The sequence below is a fragment of the Candidatus Defluviilinea gracilis genome (assembly GCF_057138825.1).
Map to the genome: position 1 here is coordinate 358417 of NZ_DBNHEF010000074.1, position 18973 is coordinate 377389.

Sequence of the window (18973 nt, forward strand, 5' to 3'; positions counted from 1 at the left end):
CAGAATGGACCTTTCGCAAAATATTCATCTGTTGGGAGATTTGCTCGGTAAGGTGATCTCCGAGCTTGAGTCGCCCGCGATCTTCGAGACCGAAGAGCGCATCCGCGCGCTGGCGAAGGCGCGGCGAGGCGGAGATGCCGTTGCGGCGGAGGGGCTGTCGAAAGAGGTCTCTGCCCTGCCGAGCGAAGGCGCGCGCGTGATCGCCTCCGCGTTTGCCGCGTATTTCGACCTTGTGAATCTCGCCGAGGAGAATCAGCGCGTGCGGGCGCTTCGTCAGCGTGAAGAGGCTTCCTATCCCGAACCAGTTCCGGAGTCGGTGGGTGAAGCGGTGGGCATCCTGAAAGAAAGTGGAGTGACGCGCGAGCAGATGTCCGCTTTGCTTGAGGAGTTATCCATCGAGTTGGTGTTGACGGCGCACCCGACCGAGGCGCGTCGCCGCACGGTGCTCTCGAAGACGGAGCGGATCGCGCAACTCCTTCATTTGCTCGATGATGATTCGATCTCCGCGCGCGAGCGGGACGAATCTGTGAAATCGCTTCACGCCGAGATTGCGACGTTGTGGCTCACCGATCGCGCCCGCGCCGATACGTTGACCGTGACCGACGAGGCGCGCACGGGCTTGTATTATGTGGACGCGTATTTATGGAATTCGATTCCAAAATTGTACGACGATCTCGACCATGCGATTGAGAAATATTATGCGGGTTTGAAGGTTCCGCGCGCGTGGCTGAGGCTGGCTTCGTGGATCGGCGGCGACCGGGATGGGAATCCGTTTGTCACTTCCGAAGTGACGGCAGAGACGTTGCGCTTGCATCGCGGGTTGGCGGTGGAAAATCATCGCCGCATGTTTCAGGATTTGGGACGCCGCTTGAGCGTGAGTTCGAATCGTATTCCGCCGCCGCCCGCATTATTGGAATGGATCGAACGGCAGAGACCGTTCCCTCCGCATGTGGCGTATATCGAACAGCGTTATGCTACCGAGCCGTATCGTCTTATTCTCGCGTTGTTGGCGGACGATCTCGCGGAAGCCTCGCATGAAGATATGAAGGCGCATCTGCTCGGGCAGTATTCGCATCGCGCGCGCATGGATGCGGGTCGCCTGCTCGAGCCGCTGGAATTGATCGCCTCCGCGCTCCCTTCCCATATTGCTCGCGATGAATTGAAAACGGCGCTGCAAAAAATAAAGGTCTTTGGTTTGCATACCGCGCGGCTCGACATCCGCGAAGACTCGAGTCGTTTGAACGCCGCGCTGAGCGAAATTTTGCGCGCATTGAATCTCGAAAGCGATTTCGAGCGTCTTCCGTCGAAGGAGCGCGAGATTCTGCTCATTCGACTCTTGAACGACCCGATCCCGAATCTTTCGAATCGACCGGGCGTCACTGCCGCCACTGCGGAGACCTGGTCGTTCTTTCAGCTGATCGGGCGGACGGGCGAGGTGTACGGGGACGCGTTGCTCGGTCCCATCGTCATTTCGATGACGCATTCGGCGGCGGACGTGTTCACCGCGCTTCTGCTTGCAAAATGGGCGGGATGTAAAACGATCCCGCAGATCGTCCCGCTGTTCGAATCGATTCAAGACCTTCAAGACGCTGCGAGTATTCTGGAACTTCTTTTTACTTCGAAGGTCTATCGAGCGCATTTGAAATCTCGTGGCGACGAACAGATGGTGATGATCGGTTATTCCGACAGCAACAAAGACGGCGGCTACCTGATGGCGAATTGGTCGTTGTATCGAGCGCAGGAGGAAATCACGCGCGCCGCGAAGAAACACGGAGTAAAACTCACCATCTTTCACGGTCGCGGCGGGACGATTGCGCGCGGCGGCGGACCCGCGAACCATGCCATCCGCGCCCAGCCTGCGGGGAGCATCAACGGGCGTTTTCGAGTCACGGAACAGGGCGAGATCATCGCCTCGCGTTACGCCAACCCCGATCTGGCGCATCGTCATCTTGAGCAGATCGCGAACGCGGTCCTCCTTGCTTCAGCGCCGCAAAAAGAAGAAGCGATCCCAGCGCAATGGCGGAACGCGCTCGATGACATGTCGAAGACCGCGAAGCGCGCGTATCGCGCCCTGGTGTATGAAACGGGTGGCTTCATTGAATTTTGGGAATCGGCAACGCCGCTCGACGAGATCAAACGATTGCAGATCGGTTCGCGTCCCGCATCGCGGGCGAAGTTGGGCGCGGTCAATCAGATCCGCGCGATTCCGTGGGTGTTCTCGTGGATGCAGAGCCGCTTTAACTTGCCGAGCTGGTACAGCCTCGGCGCGGGACTTGCTTCCATCAAGGAGATGGGCTTGCTCAAAGAAATGTACGATGGCTGGGCGTTTTTCCGCACCCTGCTCAATAATTCAGAGATGTCTCTGCTCAAAGCCGATATGGATATTTCCGCTTTGTATGTGAGTCTTGTGCCTGATAAGAAATTGGCGCATGAAGTCTTCGATTCTATTCGCGCGGAGTATGAGCGGACGCGCGAGACGGTCCTTGCCGTCAGCGGGCATGGCGCTCTGCTCGAGGCGGAACCCGTCACTCAGCAAGCCATTCAACTCCGCAACCCTTATGTGGATCCGTTGAACTACATCCAAGTGGAAACTCTGCGCCGCTTGCGGGCTTTGTCCGATCAGGATGGCGAAGAGGCAAAGTCACTGCGAGAGGTGATGGCGTTGACCATCAACGGGATTGCGGCGGGGTTGAGGAATACGGGGTAAAGAATTCCCCCGCCCGTTTCAACACTCTAGGACTTACGCAGTTGAACCTGTTGCGCCGTAGTTGCACTGCGGCGGCGGCAGTACAACTGCCCGCCAACTGCATAAGTCCTGACTCAGAGACTGTTTCTTAACTTCTTTTTTCGACACGGACGCCACGGATTTCACTGATTTTCACGGAAAGAATCTTTAAAAGAGCCGCCTTTTTTCCGTGTATTCCGTGAAATCCGTGTACAAAAGATCAAGGTTTAAGACTTAAGAAACACTCTCTTAGTACGCAGTGTACAATCGAGAGACTCCTGCTTCGCAAAGGACCTCCCCATGCAAACTTTCATCATCCTCTTTTTTGCCATTCTCTCCGAGGTGATCGGCACAGTTGCCCTAAAACTCTCGAACGGATTCACCAAACCCATCCCCAGCGTTGTGGTTGTGATCGGTTATGGCGCGTCTTTCTATCTGCTGTCGCTGGCATTGAAAGCGATGCCCATCGGGGTGGCGTATGCGATCTGGTCTGGCGTGGGGCTGATTCTCACCGTCATTGCAGGGATGGTCATCTGGCGCGAAACTCTGGATTGGGCGCGAGTGGTCGGGATCGTCCTGATCATTGCAGGTATCGTTTTCATCAACGCGATTTCCAAATCTCCCGCGCATTGATCCTCATCCATACTTTGGCGTATCTCCGATAATTTCCCACCCTCGTTGCAAAGCGACTTGTTTCAAATTTTTATCGGGGTACACCGCCACAGGATGATCGGCATGTTCGAGCAGGGGAATATCCTGTTCGGTGTCGCCGTAGGCAAAGTCCACGCGCTGTATGTCGAGACGGGACAACACTTGTTGAATCTTATTCTGGCTGGCGACCAATTCTCCCGCTAACATCACCCGTCCATTGACAATTTTTACAGGCGTGCCGATCACATTTGCGCCGATCCGTTTTGCGAATGGAGCGATGAACGGCTCCACAGAACTGCTGGCGATGTACACTTGCGCGCCATCTTCACGATGCTTGACCAATCGCGCCACCACATCTTCGCGGCGTTTCTTCCATAAGTTGTGTTCCACAGTCCATTCCGAGGCGCGCGCGAGTGTTGCTTCATCGGCATTTTTGATGTACGCGAGACTCTCGATCATCAATTTTTGTCCCCACTCCTGCCAATCGATCAACCCATTTTTTGCAAGCACGTAGGCTGGCATCACTCGCGCCATGTAAAACCGCGCGCGCCATTTGCTTTGGTTATGTTTCACCCAATCCACCAGACCCAAAAACGGCGAGCCTGTGGTCAATGTTCCCATCATGTCTGAAATGACGATCATCGTTGCTCCTCTTTGCGAATATTATAGCACTCGCGAAATGATACAATCATCGCATGGGCACGCTCTATCTCGTCGCCACACCCATCGGTAACCTTGAGGATATGTCGCCGCGCGCGATTCGCATTTTGCATGAGGCGAGTCTCATCGCGGCGGAGGACACGCGCCACACGGGGAACTTGCTCAAGCATTTCGAGATTCAAACGCCGCTCACGAGTTATTTCGAACACAACAAACTCAGTAAACTGGATTTTATCCTCGCCAAACTTTCAAGCGGGGATGTCGCCCTCGTGTCGGATGCGGGGACTCCCGCGATCAACGACCCTGGCTACGAACTCGTCCGCGCCGCGCTCGCTTCAGGCTTCGACGTTCGACCTGTCCCTGGTCCCTCAGCCCCTGTCGCCGCGTTGAGCGTTTCTGGCTTGCCCACAGACTCGTTCCTCTATCTCGGTTATCTACCCCACAAGAAAACAGAACGCCGTAAATTCATAGGACAAATTGCCAACCTGTCCTACACACTGATCTTCCTCGAATCTCCGCATCGGATCATTGAAGCGCTCGAAGATTTGCTCGCATCCCTCGGCGACCGCCGCATCTGCGTGGCGCGCGAGATGACCAAGATGTTCGAGGAATATTGGCGCGGGACTCTCAGCGGGGCGGTGGAGTATTTCAAATCAAAAGAAGCGAGGGGAGAGTTTACGTTGGTGATCGAAGGAGAGAAGAAAGAAGAAAGAGGAAAGTGGAAAGTGGAGGACTTGCAAGCGGCGATTGAAAAAGAATCAAGGGGCGGGAAATCTGCGAAGGCGCTATCAGCCGAACTGTCGGAGAGAAGCGGTTGGAGTAAAAAGGATGTGTACCGTCTCGTGAGTCAAAAAGGAATCAGCGATGAGTCTTGAATCCCCGAATATCCAAAATGAGATGAGCGAGTCGTCAAGCCCGACAGATTTCCCCGCGCGCGGCTGGTGGAAGATTTTTTATGCGGCGTTTCTGCTGATCGTGCCAGCGTTTTCGTTTTGGGCGGTGGAGGCGATCAAACCCGAATGGCAATCGGGGGATCGCGACGCGTATGTTCCGTTGCTTATGCTTCCCGAAGCGTCAATCTTTTTTCTCTTTCTGATCGCGTATTCGATCGTTTGTTATTTTCTTATCCTTTTTGCGGGAGATCGTTTTGCAAAGTTCTTCGTTGTGAGGCTGGGAATTTACACAGGAGTTTTTCTCGCTTTGCAATACACGATTTTGCTTGGCGTGTATTTGTTTGTCTCTGCCAATTCACTTGCGATCCTGCTGGTATGGTTCCTTCCGCTTTATTTCCCATGGATTTATCGTTCGCGTCTTGCAACATGGATCTCGCGCTACATCCGCCCATGGATGATCGCTGTCCTTCTGATCGCATACGCGATCCTTGCCACTTTTATCAAGGATGAGGCTTTTGTCCCGTTGTTTCTCGTGTTTCTTGGGCTCATCGCATCGGGACCGTTCTGGTCGTTTCTGATGGCAACGCAGGCTTCGATCTGGTTGTTGAAATATCACGAGTCGAATTTCACCCTCGTGCGCGGACTCGGCATCACGGCTTGGATCGCCGCCTATATCGCCGCGTGGAGGTATGACATTCTCAAAATGTACGAGTTGTATGCCCAGTTGCCACCTGTCCCGCCGCCTGATTGCTACATCGCCACCGCCGCCGCGCAGGGACATGCAAATTTCGTCGGCTCAAAACTTGTGCAACTTGCAAATGGAAATTCGATGCAGGTGAATCATCAATTGCAAATTTTCAAATGCGCTGAACTCGCCTTGCTGGCGGTCGCGCCGAAGATTCATACTCCTTTGCGGAAAATGTATGATGTGCTTGGAAAACCGCTGGCGCGTAAAATTCGAAATCCGTTTTTGGCAGATATTGCTTATCTGTCGTTGAAGCCATTCGAGCGGATTGCCGAATCTGCTTTGCGGCTTATAATCGGTAACATTCCATTTGAGTCCATCCATATTTACTCGAAATAATCAGAAGGGAATCCTCACATGGCAGAAGAAAAGAAACCCGAAGAGAAAAAAGAAGTCAAAGCCGTAGACAATCTTGTCACCTCGAAACATTCGATCAAGATCGGCGGCAAGACCATCAAGTACACCGTCACAACGGGGACGATGGTGATGAAAGAGGAAACAGCCGACCGCGAGAAAGAAGCGGAGGGCGAGAAGCCGCGCGCGCAGGTCTTCTTCGTCGCGTACACCAAAGACGGAGTCGGCGACACGGCGAAGCGTCCGCTCACGTTTTCGTTCAACGGCGGACCCGGGTCGTCGTCCGTGTGGCTTCATCTCGGCGTGTTGGGTCCACGCCGCGTGTTGTTGAAGGACGATGGCGATCTGCCGAAGCCGCCGTATCAATTGAAGGATAATGAATATTCGATCCTCGATGAGACCGATCTCGTTTTCATTGACCCGATGAACACAGGCTACACGCGCCCTGTGGAAGGCGTTGCGCCGAAGCAATGGCATGGCTTCAAAAAAGATATTGAACTGGTCGGTGATTTTATCCGCTTGTACACCACGCGCTACAACCGCTGGCTCTCGCCAAAGTTTTTGATCGGCGAATCGTACGGCACGACTCGCGCATCGGGTCTATCAGGATATTTGCAAGAACGGCATGGCATGTACTTGAACGGGCTCATGCTCGTCTCTGTCGTGTTGGATTTCACTACGATTGATTTCAACTTGAACAATGACCTGCCGTTCATCATGTTCCTGCCTGGCTACACCGCCACTGCGTGGTATCACGACGCGCTCAAACCGCATCGCCCGTTACAGGACTGGTTGAAAGAAGCCGAAGAGTTCGCGCTCGGCGATTATGCACAAGCATTGCTTAAAGGCGATTCGCTCATCAAAGAAGAACGCGCCGAGATCGTGAAGCGTCTTTCCTATTTCACGGGCATCTCGGAGCAATTCATCGAACGTTCGAATCTGCGTATCAACGATCAGCATTATTTCAAAGAACTCCTGCGCGAACGCGGTCTCACCGTCGGTCGGCTCGACTCGCGTTTGATCGGGCGCGACAGGCTCGGCGTCACCGAACATGCCGAGTACGATCCGTTGCTCACGAACATCATGGGTCCGTACACTGCCGCGTTCTACGATTACATCCGCCGCGAGTTGAAATTTGAATCCGATCTGCCGTACGAAATTTTGAGCGGCTTCGTGCATCCGTGGTCGTATAAAGAATTTGAGAACGCCTATGTCAACGTCGGCGAAACGTTGCGCGCCGCGATGACGTACAACCCGTATCTCAAAGTCTACGTGGCGAATGGGTATTACGATCTCGGCACGCCTTACTTCGCAACCGAATACACGTTCAATCATCTCGGTCTCGACGAGTCGCTGCGCGGCAATGTGACGATGGGTTACTACGAAGCGGGTCACATGATGTACATTCACATCCCCTCGCTCAAGCAGATGAAAAAAGATCTGGCGGCATTCATCAAGGATTCTGCATAAATGAATCTCGACGACCTCGAACGCTTCAAACAACTCGACACCCTCAACATGCTCGGCGAGATTGACAACCTCCCCGATCAACTCGCCTTTGCGTATCAACTCGGCATGAAGCACGATCTGCCCGACTGGAAAAATTTTCGACAGGTCGTCATCGCAGGCATGGGCGGATCCGCCATCGGCGCGGACTTGCTCGCCGCGTACTGCGCTTCTCTCGCCCCTCTGCCTGTCTCAGTCCATCGAGATTACTCACTCCCCGTCCACGCGCGCGGCGAGGAGTCCCTCGTGATATGCTCGTCGCACTCAGGCAACACCGAAGAGACGCTTGACGCCTTCGAGTCAGCCCGAAAAGCGGAATGTCGAATCGTTGTGGTTTGCACAGGCGGTGAATTAGCGAAACGCGCGAAAGAAAATAACATCCCGATCTGGACGTTCGATCACGCAGGTCAGCCGCGTGCCGCGGTAGGATTCTCGTTTGGTTTGTTGCTCGCCATGTTCCAGCGACTCGGCTTCCTCTCCGATCAATCGAAGGAGATGCAAGACGCGGTCGCGTCCATGAAGCGGACTCAACAGCATCTCAAAGCCGATGTCCCTGCGGTGAAGAATCCCGCCAAGCGCTATGCGGGTCAATTGATGGGGAGGTGGGTGACGTTCATGGGCTCGGGTTTGCTCAGCGTGGTTGCGCGTCGTTGGAAGGGACAGATCAACGAAGTGGCGAAAGCGGGCGCGAACTTCGAGTTCATCCCTGAAGCCGATCACAACACGCTGGCTGGGACGATGAATCCGCAAGAGACACTCAACGCGCACACGATGACCCTCTTCTTGCGCGCGCCCTCCGACCATCCGCGTAATCGTCTGCGCTCAGACCTCACCCGCAAAGCCTTCATGCTCGAAGGCATGAACACCGATTACATCGACGCGCGCGGCGAAACTCCCCTCGCCCACATGTGGACGTCCATTTTGTTCGGCGATTACATGGCATATTATTTAGCGATGGGCTACGGCGTTGACCCCACTCCGATTCAGGCGTTGGTTGAGTTCAAAGAAGCGATGAAAGAAGCGAAGTAAAAAAGCGACCCGATGAGGGTCACTTTTCATTTCTTCTCGATATATTTGACGCCGTCTAAATCCTTGAAGTGTTCGTCCTGCGTCCAAAGGATTGCGTCGTTTGCGCGGGCAGTTGCAAGGATGATGCTGTCAGCCATCGCGAGCTTGGTGTCATTGGCGAGATTGGCCGCGTTCAATGCGGTTTGGCGGTCTAGTTCGACTATTTTTCCAAATGACATTACACCGACTGCCTGCAAGGCATCTTCTTTTCCTCGAAGCACAAGCATTCTTCTAAAGACTTCATAGATGCAAACGGTCGGAACAATTAATTCCTCGACGCTCTGGATGGCGCGCGAGAAAAAAATCGCATTTTTCCCCTCGGCAAAATATTCCAGCCAGCCCGATGAATCAACAACATTCATTATCTTTCCTCATCGGTTTCTTCCCGCATCACATCTGTGTCAATGCCCTTGAACATCCCTCGCGCTTGTTTGATGGAAGGAACGATAACAACATGAAGGATTTTGTTATAGGGGATAAACATGATTTTCTGCCCAGGTTTTAAACCAAATTGATTCCGCACTTCTCGAGGAATGACGACTTGGTATTTTGAGGAAATCGTTACTGCTTCCATGTTTTACTTCTCCTTATCGAACATAAATCGTAAAGCGATTATAGCACATCTTGTGTGGTTTAATATCCCTATGCGTTTGAAATCATTTGCTCGTTCCATTATCTATCAATCTGAAAAGTTAGTTCAGCGAATTCGGTTTTCAGCTCAACCAACCAACCTGCCCATCCTCCTCGGCATCTCCTTCCCCAAAAGCGGAACGCACTTGCTCGATCAAATTTTGCTCGGCTTCTCGAATGTCGCGCCGTATGCGAAGCGATTGCATTCGTTCTATGCCGAATACGAAGGCGAAAGCGGAGTCAAGCGCGCGCCTGAGCAGTCGCTTCGTTGGCTTGATTCACTCAGTCCGCGTGATGTGGCGTCGGCGCATCTCTTTGCGCGACCCGAAGCGATTGCGCGCGTGAGTTCGCCGAAATTTATTCCCTACTTCATCTTTCGCGATCCGCGCGATGTGGTGGTCTCGCATGTGTTTTACGTCACCGAGATGGAAAAGAATCACGTCCATCACGCATACTATCAGTCGCTTCCCGATTTTGATTCGCGCCTCAAGGTCAGCATTTTGGGCAGACCAGACGCGGGCATTGAATTCCCGAACATCGCCGAACGCTTCGCTCCTTACATGGATTGGTTGAATCACCCCGAAGTCCTTTCCATCCACTTTGAGGATTTGATTAACGACCGCGCCGCGACTCTGACTCGCATTCTGGATCATTTCCTCACCCGCATCCCGCTTCAGACGCCCCGCAAGTTGATCCTCGACTCTTTGGAATCCTCCATCAACCCCAGCCGTTCTCCCACCTTCCGTTCGGGGAAAACAGGCGAATGGAAAAAATATTTTACCGATGAGCACAAGAAGATTTTCGATGATGTGGCAGGCGATTTGCTGATGAAATTAGGATATGAAATCTAGGGGCGACAGGCCTGTCGCCCCTACCCAATGAATTATGAACTGCTCCATCGTCATCCGCGCGTATAACGAAGAGAAACACATCGGGCGTTTGCTGGAGGGGATCAAACAGCAGACTTTGAACGATGTGGAGATCATCCTCGTCGATTCAGGTTCGACGGATGCGACTGTTTCCATTGCCGAGTCGTTCGGCGCGTGGATCGTGCGAATCGCTGCGGGGGAGTTCACGTTTGGGAGGTCGCTCAACTTCGGGGTCCGCGAAGCGACGCGTGAATTTGTCGTCATCGCCAGCGCGCATGTGTATCCCGTGTATCCCGATTGGCTGGAGTCGTTGTTGCGTCCGTTCGAGGATGAGAAGGTCGCGCTCACGTACGGCAAACAGCGCGGACCCGACTCGGCAAAATATTCGGAACAGCAGATCTTTCATCGGTGGTATCCCGATGCGAGCGACTCGAATCAACCAACTGCTTTTTGTAACAATGCCAATGCCGCGATTCGGAAAAGTTTGTGGGAGACGCATCCCTATGATGAAACATTGACGGGACTCGAAGATTTAGCTTGGGCGAAGTGGACTAAGGAACAGGGATATAAGATTGCCTACACTGCCGAAGCGGAGATCGTTCACATCCACGATGAAACGCCGCGCGGTGTGTTCAACCGTTACCGCCGCGAAGCGATGGCGTTCAAACGGATTTACCCCGAAGCGCATTTCAACGCGTATGATTTTGTTCGTTTGACGCTCACAAACATTTTCAGCGACCTGTGGCACGCGGCGCGTGAACGAGTGTTATGGAAGAATTTCGCTTCGATATTTTGGTTCCGCTTGATGCAATTTCACGGCACGCGCATGGGTCACCGCGAGACGAGTCTGGTCACGCCGCAGTTGCGCGAGACGTTTTATTATGCGAGGGAACGAAAGAGGAAAGAGGAAAGCGAGAGGGGAGTAGAACCGATTCGGTATGGTTAGCGCAGTGATTGGAACCCCCATCGACCATTAAGCGGATTTTGATTTGACTAACTCTAAATTCGTGTGATAAACTCTCGATTAAGGAAAAACTTAATCGAGGTGGCGGACATCGTCCTGCGGATTGTTCATGCGCCAGGACGAGTGAGACAAAGACCTGCGGGACGGTTTCCGTAAATCGTAATGCGAAAAGTTGGCTCGCTCCATTCATTCGACAAACTCAAACTCCTTGCGGATTCCCGCCGCATGGATATTTTGCGGTTGCTCATGGCTTCGCCCGCCACGCTCACGCATCTCGCGCGGACGATGAAGCAGTCTCCCGCCTGGATTCGGCATCACATCCTCGCGCTCGAATCGGCGGAACTTGTCGAAGTTGGCGAGATCCGCAAAACGGGCAAAGTGACCGAGAAGTTCTATCGCGCCAAAGCGGATGCCTTGTTCTTGCGGGAGATCGTTCTCCCGAAAACTCAAAAGCCCGCAATCGTTTTTTCGGGGAGTCATGACCTTGCGCTCGAAGGGATTGCCGATCATCTTGAAAAGCATGTTTCGATCTTGAGTTTGCCTGTCGGGTCGCTGGATGGATTGGTGAATCTGCGGCAAGGACTGTGTCAGATCAGCGGCTCGCATCTCCTCGATGAAAGCGGCGAATACAACACCCCGTTCGTTCGCCATGTATTCCCCGACCGCGAGGTGGAAATCGTCACACTGGCGTACCGCACACAGGGTCTCATGCTTGCGGACGGAAACCCAAAACGGATCAAGAAGCTTGTCGATATTGCCAACCCTTCGATCCATTTTGTCAATCGGAATTCCGGTTCGGGAACTCGTCTGTGGTTCGACGCCGAGTTGAAGAGGCTCAAAATTCCCGTTGAAAAAATCGGCGGATACAACAATGAAGTAAAGACGCATACCGAAGCCGCCGCATTGATTGCCAATGGCAAAGCGGATGTGTCGCTTGGCTTGCAAGCCGCCGCGCATCAAGCCAGCCTTGATTTTATTCCGCTGTTCGAAGAACGCTATGATCTTGTTTTGCCGCGCCAGAATGAAAAATTGCTGGCGCCCCTGCTCGATCATTTGCAAACCGTCTCATTTCGCAATGATTTAAACGCGCTCACTGGCTACAACTCCGCGCATAGCGGGGAGCAAGTTCTATAGCATCGCCGTCGTTCCCTCACGTCGGACACCTCTATTTTTAGGAGTCTCCCATGAAACGAATTCTCCCAATTCTCTTAATTCTCTTTCTGTTGGCAACTGCCTGCTCGCCGAAGTCCGCCGCGCCAGCCAACCCGAACTTGATCCTGGCAACCACCACCTCCACGCAGGATTCGGGTCTGCTCGACGTGTTGATCCCGATGTTCGAAGCCGAATCAGGTTACACCGTCCAGACTGTGGCGGTGGGGTCGGGTCAGGCGATGAAGATGGGTGAGGAAGGCAACGCGGATGTCCTGCTCGTCCACGCGCCGAAATCTGAAGTGGAATTCATGACAAACGGATTCGGCAAGGACCGCGCGCTCGTCATGCATAACGATTTCATCATCGTCGGTCCCGCGGCGGACCCGGCGGGCATCAAAGGCAAGCCTGTGGTGGACGCGTTGAAAGCGATTAGCGCGGGGAGCGCGGAGTTTGTTTCGCGCGGCGACGATTCTGGCACGCACAAAGCCGAATTGAATTTGTGGAAGAAAGCCGAATACGATCCCAAAGCCGCCGCGCCCGCGTGGTATCTTGAATCGGGACAGGGCATGGGCGCCACGTTGACGATCGCCTCTGAAAAAGGCGCGTACACCATGACCGATCGCGCGACCTATCTCGCCAACAAGGACAATCTGGATTTGGAGATTCTCGTCGAGGGCGACAACGCGTTGTTGAATGTGTATCACGTGATCACAATCAACCCCGAACAATGGGATAAGGTAAATTACGACGGCGCGCTGGCGTTTCTGAATTTTATGATCGCATCGTCCACACAAGAGGTCATTGGGAAATTTGGCGTTGACACATACGGCCAGCCGTTGTTCTATCCCGATGCCGATAAGACCGACGCGGATCTGGGTCTGTAAACTACTCCGGGTAACACGGAGTTAATGAATTCCTCTGATTACCTTACAGAATGCGTTTGGACGCAGACCCTTGCACCGCCCGCAAGGGCAGGTGAAAACGCTGATTTCGCTGATTCCAAAGGGAGAAAATCTGCGTTTTCAGCGTGAATCAGCGTCCTGATTTTGAAAGAGTTGCAATGAAAAGAACGATGCCTGTTTTGATCTTGATCGCCATCCTGCTGGTTGGCTGCGCCAACTCAAATGAATCGAAGCCGCGCGCGTTGACCGTTTTCGCCGCCGCATCCCTGACCGACGCCTTCACTGAAATCGGAAAGAATTTCGAGTCGCAAAACCCAAACGTGACCGTCACCTTTAACTTCGCTGGCTCGCAAGCCCTGCGGACTCAGATCGAGGAAGGCGCGCCCGCCGATGTGTTCGCCTCTGCCAGCGCCAAAGAAATGGACGCATTGATCGCAGGCTCGTTCGCCGCAAAAGAATCTTCTCAAATTTTTCTCAGTAATAAACTGGCGGTCATCGTCCCTGCCGACAACCCCGCAGGCATCGACTCGCTCGATGACCTGGCGAATTCTGGAGTCAAAATCGTCCTCGCCGCCGAAGAGGTTCCCGTCGGAAACTATTCGCGCCAAGCGTTCGAGTTGATGAACGCATCGTTTGGCGCGGATTTCAAAAACAACGTTCTGGCGAATGTCGTATCGAATGAAGATAACGTCAAGCAAGTGGTTGCTAAAGTCCAACTCGGTGAAGCGGACGCGGGTATAGTTTATATGTCCGATGCCGTCGTCGCGCCCGAATTGGAAACAATCCAAATTCCAGACGAAATGAATGTTATTGCCAAATATCCCATCGCGCCGCTGGTTGAATCCGCTAATATCGAGTTGGCGCGGGCGTTCGTCGCTTATGTTCTGTCGGATGAGGGTCAGGCAATTTTGCGGAAGTGGGGATTTGCTCCGCCAAAATAAAAACCCTGCCACAGAGAGCAACAAGAAAATCAATTAAAATCTCTGTGAACTCTGTGTTCTCAGTGGCTAAAGGGCTAAATTGAAAAAACTCCTCGACTCGAAATGGATCTTTATCGTCCCAAGCATTTTCATGCTGGGATTATTTTTCCTGCCGCTGTTGGCTGTTTTCGCGCGCTCGATCAACGCGGAGTTTTTTGATTATGCCTTTTCACAGCAAGCCCTGAACGCCTTGAAGTTAAGCCTGGCGACCAGCACGATCACAACTTTCTGCGCGATTCTGTTCGGCACGCCGCTGGCTTATATTCTTGCGAACTGGAAGATTAAATTGAAATCGTGGCTCGAACTGCTGATCGACCTGCCCATCGTTCTCCCGCCGTCGGTTGCGGGGCTGGCGTTGTTGATCGCATTCGGTCGGCGGGGGGTGTTCGGCTCGACCTTGGACATGTTCGGGATCTCGCTTCCATTCACGACGGCGGCGGTGGTGATGGCTCAAATGTTTGTCGCCGCGCCGTTATACATCCGCTCGGCGCGGGTGGGCTTCACGGGCATTGACAAGCAACTCGAGGAAGCCGCCAACGTGGAGGGCGCGAATCGCTGGCAGATGTTCCGCGAGGTGATGCTTCCGCTCACGGGGAAAACATTGCTGAGCGGCGCGATCCTCACGTGGACGCGCGCCCTCGGCGAATTCGGCGCGACGATTTTATTTGCGGGCAACTTGGAGGGCGTCACTCAAACCATGCCCATGGCGATCTATCTGGGATTTGAACGCGATCTTGGCGTTGCCCTCGCGCTGGCTGTCGTTCTTGTGTTTGTTTCGATCGTATTGCTTGCGCTTACCCGCCGGCTTGAAAAACAGGAACGCGATTGATCGGTCGTGATTGAGAACATGCCCTTCGATTCCGAAATCTTCCGCGTCACTGCGCTGTCCCTGCAAATCTCCATCTTTGCCACGTTGTTGAGCCTGCTGATCGGCTTGCCCTTTGGCACGTGGCTGGCGCTGGGAAGTTTTCGCGGGCGCAATCTGATTCTCAGCATCATCAACACGGGCATGGCTCTCCCGCCTGTGGTGGTGGGGCTTGTTGTCGCGATGATGTTGTGGCGAAGCGGTCCGCTCGGGGATTGGAAATTGATTTACACGCCATGGGCGATCGTCATCGCGCAAGTGGTGATCGCCGCGCCCGTGGTCACCGGGTTAACTGCCGCCGCGTTGGCGGCGTTGGATCCGCGCCTGAGTCAACAACTGCTGGGACTCGGCGCCTCGCGCCCCCAAATGATCTGGTTCCTCTGGTGGGAGGCGCGACTCCCGCTTTTCGCCGCGCTGATGGCGGGCTTCGGTTCCGTGATCTCGGAGGTTGGCGCTTCGATGATGGTGGGCGGGAATATCAAGGGTCAAACGCGCGTGTTGACGACGGCGATCGTGTTGGAAACGTCGAAGGGCGAGTTTGAGAGCGCGTTGGCGTTATCTGCCTTGTTGCTCATCATTACCTACCTGATCAATCTTGCGCTGACGTGGATTCAACAGAGGGGAGCAAAGAAAGGATGAATGTTGAAGGATGAAGGCTTGTCCTGAGTTTGATCGAAGGGATGAAAAGAGGAGAGAGAAAGAATTGATCGAGATTCGTAATTTGCTTGTGCAACGGAATGGGCGAGAGGTGTTGAATATTGACTCGCTCGATATTCGACGCGGCGAGACGCTGGGGGTTGTGGGCCCGAACGGGGCGGGGAAAAGCACGTTGTTGCTGACTCTGGCTCAATTGCTCAAACCTGCGAGCGGCGAGATTCGATTCGATGGACAATCGTTGCGCGAGTGGAATGAACTCGAATATCGCCGCAGGGTTTCGTTTGTATTCCAATCGCCGTTGTTATTGGATATGACGGTAGCGGAGAATGTTGCGTTGGGGTTGAGGTTCCGCGGCGCGTCGAAAGACGAGGCAAAGGCTCAGGCGGCGAAGTGGATGAGAAGCCTCGGGGTCGAGTCGCTTGCCCAACGGCGAGCCGGTCAACTGTCGGGGGGCGAAGCGCAGAGGGTGAGTCTGGCGCGGGCGTTTGTGTTGAATCCCGAACTCCTTCTGCTCGATGAGCCGTTTGCGGCGCTCGATCCGCCGACGCGCGCGACGTTGATCGAAGATTTGTCCGCGTTGCTGGCGGAGAATCATCGCGCGGCGGTTTTCGTCACGCATAATTTGAACGAGGCGGCGAAGTTGTGTCATCGTATTGCCGTGATCGTGAGCGGGAGTTTGCGACAGGCGGGGACGGCGAAGCAGATCAAATCGAAGCCTGCGGATGAAACTGTGCGGCAGTTTTTGAGCGAATTAACCTCATAGACCTCCGAGTTCTTTAAGAACTCGGAGGTCTCGGTTATAATTTTGAAACTTGTGGAGGCGCGATGTTGAAAATAGAGATCGTCTACTGCGCGGTCTGACATTACACCGCTCGGGCCGTGAGCCTGATGGGTGAACTGCTCAGGCACTATGAGCATGTGATCGAGGAGATCAAGTTGATCCCTTCGGATGAGGGTCGCTTTGAAGTGACGGTCAATGGGCAGTTGTTGTTTTCGAAGTCGCAGTTGCATCGTCATGCCGAGGCGGGGGAAGTGGTGGAGTTGGTGAGGAAGTTGGTTGGAGAATAATCAAAGAGACCTCACAGGTCTTCAAGACCTGTGAGGTCTATAAAAAAGAGGTCATGAATGCCAAAAAAGGGACGCGTATTTTCAGGAGCAAGACCGACAGGGCGGCAACACTTGGGGAATTATCTCGGCGCGATTCGGAATTACGTCGCGTTGCAGGACGACTACGATTGCGTCTATTGCATCGTGGATGTCCATGCGTTGACGACGGTGGAAACGACTCACGAGTTAAAACAAAACACCATCGAGATGGCGCTCGATTGGCTCGCGGCGGGGATTCGCCCTGAAGAGACGATCTTGTTCATCCAATCGCACGTCCCTGAAGTGATGGAACTTCACACGTATCTTTCGATGGTCACGCAGATGGGCAAACTCACCGACCTGCCGACCTTCAAAGAGAAGCTCGCCCAACAGCCCGAGAATGCCAACTACGGCTTGCTCGGCTATCCCGTCCTCATGACCGCCGACATCGTTCTGTATAAATCCGACATCGTTCCCGTCGGCATCGATCAGGCTCCGCATTTGGAATTTGCGCGCGAGATCGTCCGTTCGTTCAATTATCGCTACAACACAAAAGTGTTGATCGAGCCGCAGGTGAAGCATACCGAGGTGCTGAAAGTGTTGGGCATTGACGGCAAAGCGAAGATGAGCAAGAGTTTGAACAATCACATCGAACTCGCCGCCACACCCGAAGAGACAACCGCGCGCGTGAAGGATATGGTCACTGACCCCGCGCGCGTCAAACGCACCGACCCAGGCAACCCCGACGTGTGCAACGTCTTCTCGATGCACAAGATTTTTTCGCCGCAAGATGAAGTGGATATGATCAACGTCGAGTGCCGCCGCGCGGGCATTGGATGCGTGGACTGCAAGAAACGCTTCGCCGCGAACTTGAATAAGCACCTCGAACCTTTCCGCGCCAAACGCGCCGAACTCGCTTCAAAACCCGCCTATGTGACGGATGTGCTGAACGATGGGGCTTCGCGCGCCCGTGTGATTGCGCAGGAGACGATGGTTGAGGTGAGAGAGGCGATGGCGTTGCCGTGAGTGAGGTAGACAGGTTGTGAGATACGAGATACGAGATACGAGATACAGCCTGTGTGCTTGTTTCCGTGTTTACGTTTTCCTCCCATGAGAGCATTAATCCAGCGCGTTTCCCATGCTAGCGTAACCGTAGACCAGCAAACCATTTCCTCCATCGGGAAAGGTTTGCTGATCTTGTTGGGGGTTGGGCACGGAGATGGGGAGGAGCAGGCAAACTTCCTTGCCGAGAAGACCGCCAACTTGCGTATCTTTGAAGATGAACAGGGGAAAACGAATTTATCCATTTTGGATGTGAAGGGGGAAGCAATTGTAGTTTCGCAGTTTACGTTGTACGCAAATACCCAAAAGGGACGCCGACCTTCATTCATTGAAGCCGCCTTACCCGATGTCGCTGAACCGCTGGTGAATCGATTTATCGAGTTATTGCGCGGACACGGCGTCCCGACTCAAACGGGAAAATTCGGCGCGCACATGGAAGTGGAAATTCACAACGACGGCCCCGTCACGATCTGGTTGGAAAAATGACTCTCCAGCCCAACGCGTTCCAAAAAATGACGCATCGTTTTTTGATGCTCAAGCCTGTTTCAAGGCTTTTGTCGAAAATTTTGTATCGTGCCGATAATTTGTTGTTGTGGGCAAGCAAAGGGAAACTTACGCTCACTCGCATTGTGGGGCTGTGCGTTATCCAGTTGACGACGAAGGGCGCGAAGACGGGAAAACTACGAGCCATGCCGTTGATCAGTTTTCCAGACGGCGAGAAGCTCGCGTTGATCGCGTCCTATTTTGGCGGGGAGCATAACCCGGGCTGGTATTACAACTTGAAGGCAAACCCCGAGTGCGAAGTGCGGATCAATGGCAGGATCGGAAAATACATCGCGCGCGAGTCGTTTGATGAAGAACGCGAGAAATATTTTCAGATGGCAAATTCTTTTTACGAGGGATATGGAAAATATCGTGAACGCGCCGCGCATCGGCATATCCCCGTGATGGTGTTGGAGCCGAAAGATTCTCTCACCACGAAGGACACAAAGATCACGAAGGATTCATTGTCGTAAAGCCAAATCCCTTTGTGTTTAACTGATGTTGCGCAGTTGAAGCCAGTCTCATTTCCGTAACGCGACATATTGAACATTAACAATTTATTCTGACATATACTAAGCATGCCGAAACGGGAGGCGGCGGACATGAAAAAGTATCATCTCCAAATCACAGAGGCGGAGCGAGCCAGTCTGAACCGCTGGCT

20 protein-coding genes and 1 pseudogene are annotated in these 18973 nt (G+C 53.5%); 18 read left to right on the plus strand and 3 right to left on the minus strand.

From position 1 onward, the window contains the following. The first annotated feature begins 4 nt into the window (after window positions 1-4). Together ppc and AC16KF_RS14365 are read left to right on the plus strand one after the other, a co-directional pair. Window positions 5-2707 (plus strand): phosphoenolpyruvate carboxylase, encoded by a 2703-nt coding sequence (ppc, locus tag AC16KF_RS14360; RefSeq protein WP_484038021.1) that lies wholly within the window; start codon window positions 5-7, stop codon window positions 2705-2707. A 318-nt stretch (window positions 2708-3025) separates the two neighbouring features. Next, window positions 3026-3358 carry a DMT family transporter gene (locus AC16KF_RS14365; RefSeq protein WP_484038022.1) on the plus strand — a complete coding sequence of 111 codons (333 nt, stop codon included), beginning with the start codon at window positions 3026-3028 and terminating at the stop codon, window positions 3356-3358. A 3-nt stretch (window positions 3359-3361) separates the two neighbouring features. Here AC16KF_RS14365 and AC16KF_RS14370 read toward each other — a convergent pair whose 3' ends face one another. Then, window positions 3362-4018 carry an HAD family hydrolase gene (locus AC16KF_RS14370; protein ID WP_484038023.1) on the minus strand — a complete coding sequence of 219 codons (657 nt, stop codon included), beginning with the start codon at window positions 4016-4018 and terminating at the stop codon, window positions 3362-3364. 53 nt (window positions 4019-4071) lie between these two features. On the opposite strand from AC16KF_RS14370, the gene rsmI reads away from it, so the two are divergent. Genes rsmI through AC16KF_RS14390 form a run of 4 tightly spaced genes read left to right on the plus strand, consistent with a single transcriptional unit; the run spans window position 4072 to window position 8563 of the window. Then, on the plus strand, window positions 4072-4911 hold the full coding sequence (rsmI, locus tag AC16KF_RS14375) for a 16S rRNA (cytidine(1402)-2'-O)-methyltransferase (protein ID WP_484038024.1): 840 nt from the start codon (window positions 4072-4074) through the stop codon (window positions 4909-4911). Next, complete coding sequence (locus AC16KF_RS14380) at window positions 4901-6013, plus strand: DUF6688 family protein (protein WP_484038025.1); 1113 nt, start codon at window positions 4901-4903, stop codon at window positions 6011-6013. Before rsmI ends, AC16KF_RS14380 begins: the two co-directional genes overlap by 11 nt. Before the next feature lie 18 nt (window positions 6014-6031). Next, window positions 6032-7498 (plus strand): S10 family peptidase, encoded by a 1467-nt coding sequence (locus AC16KF_RS14385; protein WP_484038026.1) that lies wholly within the window; start codon window positions 6032-6034, stop codon window positions 7496-7498. Further along, window positions 7499-8563, plus strand: coding sequence for a bifunctional phosphoglucose/phosphomannose isomerase (locus AC16KF_RS14390; protein WP_484038027.1), 1065 nt, complete (start codon window positions 7499-7501; stop codon window positions 8561-8563). It abuts the gene before it with no gap. Window positions 8564-8589: 26 nt separating this feature from the next. Here the strand turns inward: AC16KF_RS14390 and AC16KF_RS14395 are convergent, their stop codons facing one another. Together AC16KF_RS14395 and AC16KF_RS14400 are read right to left on the minus strand one after the other, a co-directional pair. Then, a complete protein-coding gene (locus tag AC16KF_RS14395; RefSeq protein ID WP_484038028.1) occupies window positions 8590-8964 on the minus strand; it encodes a PIN domain-containing protein in 375 nt (124 codons plus the stop codon). Continuing rightward, on the minus strand, window positions 8964-9176 hold the full coding sequence (locus AC16KF_RS14400) for an AbrB/MazE/SpoVT family DNA-binding domain-containing protein (RefSeq protein ID WP_484038029.1): 213 nt from the start codon (window positions 9174-9176) through the stop codon (window positions 8964-8966). The genes AC16KF_RS14395 and AC16KF_RS14400 overlap by 1 nt, the downstream gene beginning before the upstream one ends. Window positions 9177-9246: 70 nt before the next feature. Between AC16KF_RS14400 and AC16KF_RS14405 the strand changes: the two genes are divergently transcribed. The 12 genes and pseudogenes from AC16KF_RS14405 (at window position 9247) to AC16KF_RS14460 (ending at window position 18785) form a co-directional block, all read left to right on the plus strand. After that, window positions 9247-10083 (plus strand): sulfotransferase domain-containing protein, encoded by an 837-nt coding sequence (locus AC16KF_RS14405; protein ID WP_484038030.1) that lies wholly within the window; start codon window positions 9247-9249, stop codon window positions 10081-10083. A gap of 34 nt (window positions 10084-10117) precedes the next feature. Beyond that, on the plus strand, window positions 10118-11047 hold the full coding sequence (locus tag AC16KF_RS14410) for a glycosyltransferase family 2 protein (RefSeq protein WP_484038031.1): 930 nt from the start codon (window positions 10118-10120) through the stop codon (window positions 11045-11047). Between the two features lie 180 nt (window positions 11048-11227). Then, window positions 11228-12199 carry a substrate-binding domain-containing protein gene (locus AC16KF_RS14415; RefSeq protein WP_484038032.1) on the plus strand — a complete coding sequence of 324 codons (972 nt, stop codon included), beginning with the start codon at window positions 11228-11230 and terminating at the stop codon, window positions 12197-12199. 50 nt (window positions 12200-12249) lie between these two features. Further along, the gene (locus tag AC16KF_RS14420; RefSeq protein WP_484038033.1) at window positions 12250-13101 is read left to right on the plus strand and encodes an ABC transporter substrate-binding protein; all 852 of its coding nucleotides are present in this window, start codon (window positions 12250-12252) and stop codon (window positions 13099-13101) included. A gap of 176 nt (window positions 13102-13277) precedes the next feature. Next, window positions 13278-14060, plus strand: coding sequence for a molybdate ABC transporter substrate-binding protein (modA, locus tag AC16KF_RS14425; RefSeq protein WP_484038034.1), 783 nt, complete (start codon window positions 13278-13280; stop codon window positions 14058-14060). Window positions 14061-14139: 79 nt separating this feature from the next. Continuing rightward, window positions 14140-14928: an ABC transporter permease gene (locus AC16KF_RS14430; RefSeq protein ID WP_484038035.1), complete on the plus strand. Its 789-nt coding sequence runs from the start codon at window positions 14140-14142 to the stop codon at window positions 14926-14928. Between the two features lie 18 nt (window positions 14929-14946). Continuing rightward, the gene (locus tag AC16KF_RS14435; protein WP_484038036.1) at window positions 14947-15603 is read left to right on the plus strand and encodes an ABC transporter permease; all 657 of its coding nucleotides are present in this window, start codon (window positions 14947-14949) and stop codon (window positions 15601-15603) included. Window positions 15604-15667: 64 nt separating this feature from the next. Further along, window positions 15668-16384, plus strand: coding sequence for an ABC transporter ATP-binding protein (locus AC16KF_RS14440; RefSeq protein WP_484038037.1), 717 nt, complete (start codon window positions 15668-15670; stop codon window positions 16382-16384). 113 nt (window positions 16385-16497) lie between these two features. Beyond that, window positions 16498-16689: pseudogene (locus AC16KF_RS14445) on the plus strand (SelT/SelW/SelH family protein); the annotation flags it as partial. 57 nt (window positions 16690-16746) lie between these two features. Next, complete coding sequence (gene trpS / locus AC16KF_RS14450) at window positions 16747-17733, plus strand: tryptophan--tRNA ligase (RefSeq protein WP_484038038.1); 987 nt, start codon at window positions 16747-16749, stop codon at window positions 17731-17733. An 84-nt stretch (window positions 17734-17817) separates the two neighbouring features. Next, window positions 17818-18255: a D-aminoacyl-tRNA deacylase gene (dtd, locus tag AC16KF_RS14455; protein ID WP_484038039.1), complete on the plus strand. Its 438-nt coding sequence runs from the start codon at window positions 17818-17820 to the stop codon at window positions 18253-18255. Continuing rightward, a complete protein-coding gene (locus AC16KF_RS14460) occupies window positions 18252-18785 on the plus strand; it encodes a nitroreductase family deazaflavin-dependent oxidoreductase (protein WP_484038040.1) in 534 nt (177 codons plus the stop codon). Before dtd ends, AC16KF_RS14460 begins: the two co-directional genes overlap by 4 nt. Window positions 18786-18973: the final 188 nt, after the last annotated feature.